Raw genomic sequence first — 4315 nt, forward strand, 5'->3', positions numbered from 1 at the left:
ATTATCAAAAGCAATCGAGTCCACATTATATCGTCCAGACGGAGTCATCAAAGATAGTTATAATCATTTAGTAGGTGTTACCTTTCGTATCAAAGCAGGTTCTAGTTTCTTGGTCGCATTGCCTGTGGTAGATGATGGAGTTGTATCCATTTCACACACGTTCTCCATTAAAAATATCTATTTGGACTGGGATGAGTTCAAGGCAGCACCAGTAGAAGATGTTATTGGATATTATCAGCGTGAATTAGAACCGCTCTTTTCACTCTATCCTGGATATCGTGTGAAGAATGTGGCTCGCCGCGGGTCTGATATTGTTGCCATTCAGTTGGAGAATAGTCTCTATGTGCCAGTGGCTGGACCTCGTGACGAGACTGCATTAGATACATTAATGAAAGCCTCTCAGATCGGATTTGTGTCGGTCAAACATTTTGAATGGGAAGTTGATCGAGAATTGGAAGGAATGATATCAAAACAAAACGATCAGAATTGGAAGTCATTTACAGAGCTTCGGTCATCAGAAGAGCGATGCGGATCGGATCCAGAGATTGATCGTACATCATCTTATAAAGAATGGGAAGAGTCGTATCGTCAATTTAGATTGATGGTATCCAATTGGATCACTGGAGAAAAAGCGGGACCTACTATTCGAAAGGGAATTGAAGAGATTATTTTTAATAATGATCTTCCTGAATTTGAGCGAAGAAAGCGGTTGTATATCTTTTTGTCCTCCACTCTTCTGTCGTGGTTTTATCCAGATAAAGAGAATTGGGATAAGGGATCGACAACATTTTTGCGTAAAGATTGTCGATTGATTGAAAGCCCTGAATCGTGTACTGGTTCATGTCATTGGAAAGAAGAAGAAGGACGGTGTCTGTTACATGTGAAAGAAACAACGGAACTAAGTGATACACCCGGTCAACGTGCGGTGAGTACACCCGAGTTGTATACGAAACGAGTGATTGATGAGCTCGTGCGATTCCCCGTTCGAAGAAATCAATTGATGAAGGGTGAAATATCTTCTATCGTAGCGATTATGGAACCAATTCGCGATGGCGATCAATATATTATTCCAGAATCTTCGCCGACATGGACCAATTTATTGCGTCTTGATTGGGCTAAAGTTATACCAGAAGAGCCACAATATTACGAAGAACAATCGCGAGAAGCCGTTGAGAATGATCGAAAAATTCCAGAAGGAGAGATGCCTGTCGCTCTTCAGGCTATTCTAGGAGAGACATCATTGCGTTTACGTAGTCCCCCGAATTCGGGACAGTCACTCTTGCCGTTTACTGCTATTCTAGGTCTCACCCTAGGACAACTGGAACTAGAAGAAAATGCAACACGCTTCAATAAGAATGCTCTTATTCAGTATGTTCGAAATACTTCCAAACCAATTGGCATGATAAACCTAACAGGTGATATACCAGAGAATGAAAAAGAAGTCATGTTCGCACGGCCGGCGATTGGTATTTTTCATGCTGTAACGATTCTTGTCTTTTTACCAGGACAAGCGGGTATACTGGTAGAAGAAGATGGTGTAGCAACCGTTCATTTATCAAGTCTACCATCTGCTGTCAATGAACGATGGAAGTCAGCTGGTTTGGTTCAAATGCGACTAAAACAGGCTATCCCTGCAGCAGCCCCACCCGTTGAGATTGGCAGAAATCCAGTAGTCCTTCCAGTACCATTAGTCGTACAAGCGGCACAAAAAAGAGGACCGCGTGTCGCTCCAAAGTCATCTGTTGCTGCCTCTGCTCTCTAGATAGTCTAAAACTGAAAGGAAAAGCCAGCAAGTGGTTTCGTATATTCTTCTTCAGCTTCTGGAACAGGAAGTACGACGGATTGTTTACATCCTTCTTCTACTGCTCGGCGGCGACATTCAATCATGTCCTCCACCTCATCCGTCAAGATATTGAGACGCATGCGACGGTAGGAGGGCTGGTCAGGGTGAAGAATGACCAAGTACAAATCTGCAACTTCGAGACCATAATATTGTTCTAGAATCCATTTATAAACATTGAGCTGTAAGGTGTAATGCCAATAATTCGTATCAGGTAAGTGATCCAGTGGAGCCAGACCTGAGCCGAAAGGATTATCTGATTTTATTTCTTTTGAGCGCTTCCAGTCATAAATGACAAATTTTCCGTCTGATTTACGGCGATAGACCATATCAATCGAGCCACATAGTTTAATTTTGCGTTCAGACGCAGGAGAATCAAGAGCATCTTCCCTGTGTTGGGACGCAGGCAAGTCAAGCCTATCGGTGAAGACTTCCCATTCACTGCGATAAGGCTCCAAATCATCGCCGCACTCTTTCCAGAATTTCATGAAGTATCTCCATTCTGGTGTATTCATCACAACAGGGTCAATTTCTTCAAGTGCCCCGTGCATAAATTGCTCAATCGCAAAGTGCATGGCTGTTCCTGCTGAGGACGCTTCTTTTCCATTTGAAGCCCATTCTGCCATGATCTCTTCATCGGTTCTTCCATAGTATTTACTATTCGCCCAGTTCGCCCCCTTACGCATTTTAGTGATAATTTTTTTAGCATCAAAGTGACCGAAGAATTCGTGAACAAATCCAGTACAGGAGATATTTCCCTTACATGTACCGTTTACATAATATTTATGAGTGGGCTCATCAAATGCGATGTGCGCGTCTCGTGGATGACGATTGATTTGCGTTAAACGTTGCCAGGCGTGATGCGGCATATTGGAACTGATGTATTGTATTGGAGATACAAAACATCAATTTTTATGATATGGATTCAATCAGGTGCGCCAATGGTTAGAAGTGCAGTAGGGACTAAATGAGAGGGAAGATCAAGTAGAGATGCGATGGATTCACTATGAAATGCGTCAACTGATACGCATGGAATCGATTCTTCCGCGCATGCGGCAATGATGAATCCAAGAGCAACATAGGTTTGACGAGTAGACCATAACAGCCGATCTGGTTTTGGGGAATCCCATAAACGAGAAAAATAGGAAGAGGGTTGTTCATACTGAGGAATGGAAAAATCAGTATGAAGATTAAAATTGGTACGTGCGCATAATACAAAAATACAATTACATATAGTAACGTAAGGTTGATCGTATGCTTCTTTTTGAATACTATTTTTGGTTTCAGTGTCATATATCACATAGATAACATAAGGTTGACTACCAAATCTTTCAGGCACGTTTACTCGTTCATATATAAAAGATGAATAATGTCTGTGATTCAACCGCTTTACAGTATCTTTCCATTCAAGATGATTCGAAAATGTATCAGTAATGTGATAGGAATCAGTGTAGTAATCCACTTGAGGTTTACTACGATTGATACCCATTCTATATGATTCTTAGAATTGAAATCCCGCAATTTCCATCAGCATTAACCCGACTTTATTTTTTCCAAGGATAATTTTACGACTTACATCACGTTTGCCATACAGTTCGGAGGCAGATCCCTCGACTGCTTCACTGGCCTCATTGATGTTACTGTTCGTTGAAGTCTTTGTATGAAGAAGGTATTTTTTATCATTTTTAGCAGCTGTCACTGCGGCATGAAATCGTGCATCGAACTTGAATCGATAGCGGAGTGCGTCATGTAGATATTTATCTCGGATAGGAAACCATTTATCATCTGAAATGTCAGCCTTATATTGGTTCAACTGTTTGCGAGTGGTAAAGAACTTGCGTACCTCCTGTGCTTCTTTGACAAGCAATTTATAGTCGTCATCTGATTCGGGCAGAAATTTCTTCGCTTGCATTGCCTCACGGCGTTTCTTTTCCGCTTTTTGATGGATATCGCCATCCATACTCATGATAAGTTGCCCTAGGTCAGGTTCACCTGGTCGGCGTGGTACCATGAGGGCGTGTTTGAGTTTCATACCAGCAATGTAATGCTCAACGCTTGGATAGAGAATCGCGCCATCGGGCAAGGGAACAGCAGAGGGGTCATCCAGATTAGGCATGGGGTCAGGAATGGGAAAGGGAGCAGCAAGAGACATCCATCGACCGATGTTGGCATCTGGTTTTCCTTTTGGATCGATTACTCGAAGAATGTCTTTACGAACGGCATCCATTCCAAAGGCAAAGACCTGCTGCGCTTCCCACATCTTATCGCGAGGAGGAAGACGGAATCCAGAAGGAGCTTCTACCTCTACCTTTTCATCATCTACTACAGCGGCCTCTTCTAGTGCGTCGTGTACTTCTGGCTCTAATAATTCGATGGGAGGGGCCACCGCTTCTACACCGCCTTGACGTTTAAAGATGAACCATCGATTGAGGAAGGAGAACACCTTGACTGAATCCAACATGCGATCATTCATAC

Annotated in this window: 4 protein-coding genes; 1 reads left to right on the forward strand and 3 read right to left on the reverse strand. The window is 42.6% G+C overall.

Features of this window, described 5'->3' with window-relative positions; all coding sequences use genetic code 11:
• On the forward strand, positions 1-1762 hold a 1762-nt coding region (locus ACIQ1E_RS14380; RefSeq protein ID WP_396172088.1), incomplete at its 5' end, for a hypothetical protein.
• A gap of 5 nt (positions 1763-1767) precedes the next feature.
• Here the strand turns inward: ACIQ1E_RS14380 and ACIQ1E_RS14385 are convergent.
• From ACIQ1E_RS14385 to ACIQ1E_RS14395, 3 genes are all read right to left on the reverse strand, one after another.
• Positions 1768-2709: a PD-(D/E)XK nuclease family protein gene (locus ACIQ1E_RS14385; RefSeq protein ID WP_396172089.1), complete on the reverse strand. Its 942-nt coding sequence runs from the start codon at positions 2707-2709 to the stop codon at positions 1768-1770.
• Between the two features lie 56 nt (positions 2710-2765).
• Entirely contained in the window at positions 2766-3329 is a 564-nt protein-coding gene (locus tag ACIQ1E_RS14390; protein ID WP_396172091.1) for a hypothetical protein, read from the reverse strand.
• 12 nt (positions 3330-3341) lie between these two features.
• Positions 3342-4315: hypothetical protein (locus tag ACIQ1E_RS14395; RefSeq protein ID WP_396172093.1), on the reverse strand; the 974-nt coding region annotated here is incomplete at its 5' end.

The organism is Flavobacterium sp., assembly GCF_044348915.1.
Classification (GTDB): Bacteria; Bacteroidota; Bacteroidia; order Flavobacteriales; family Flavobacteriaceae; genus Flavobacterium.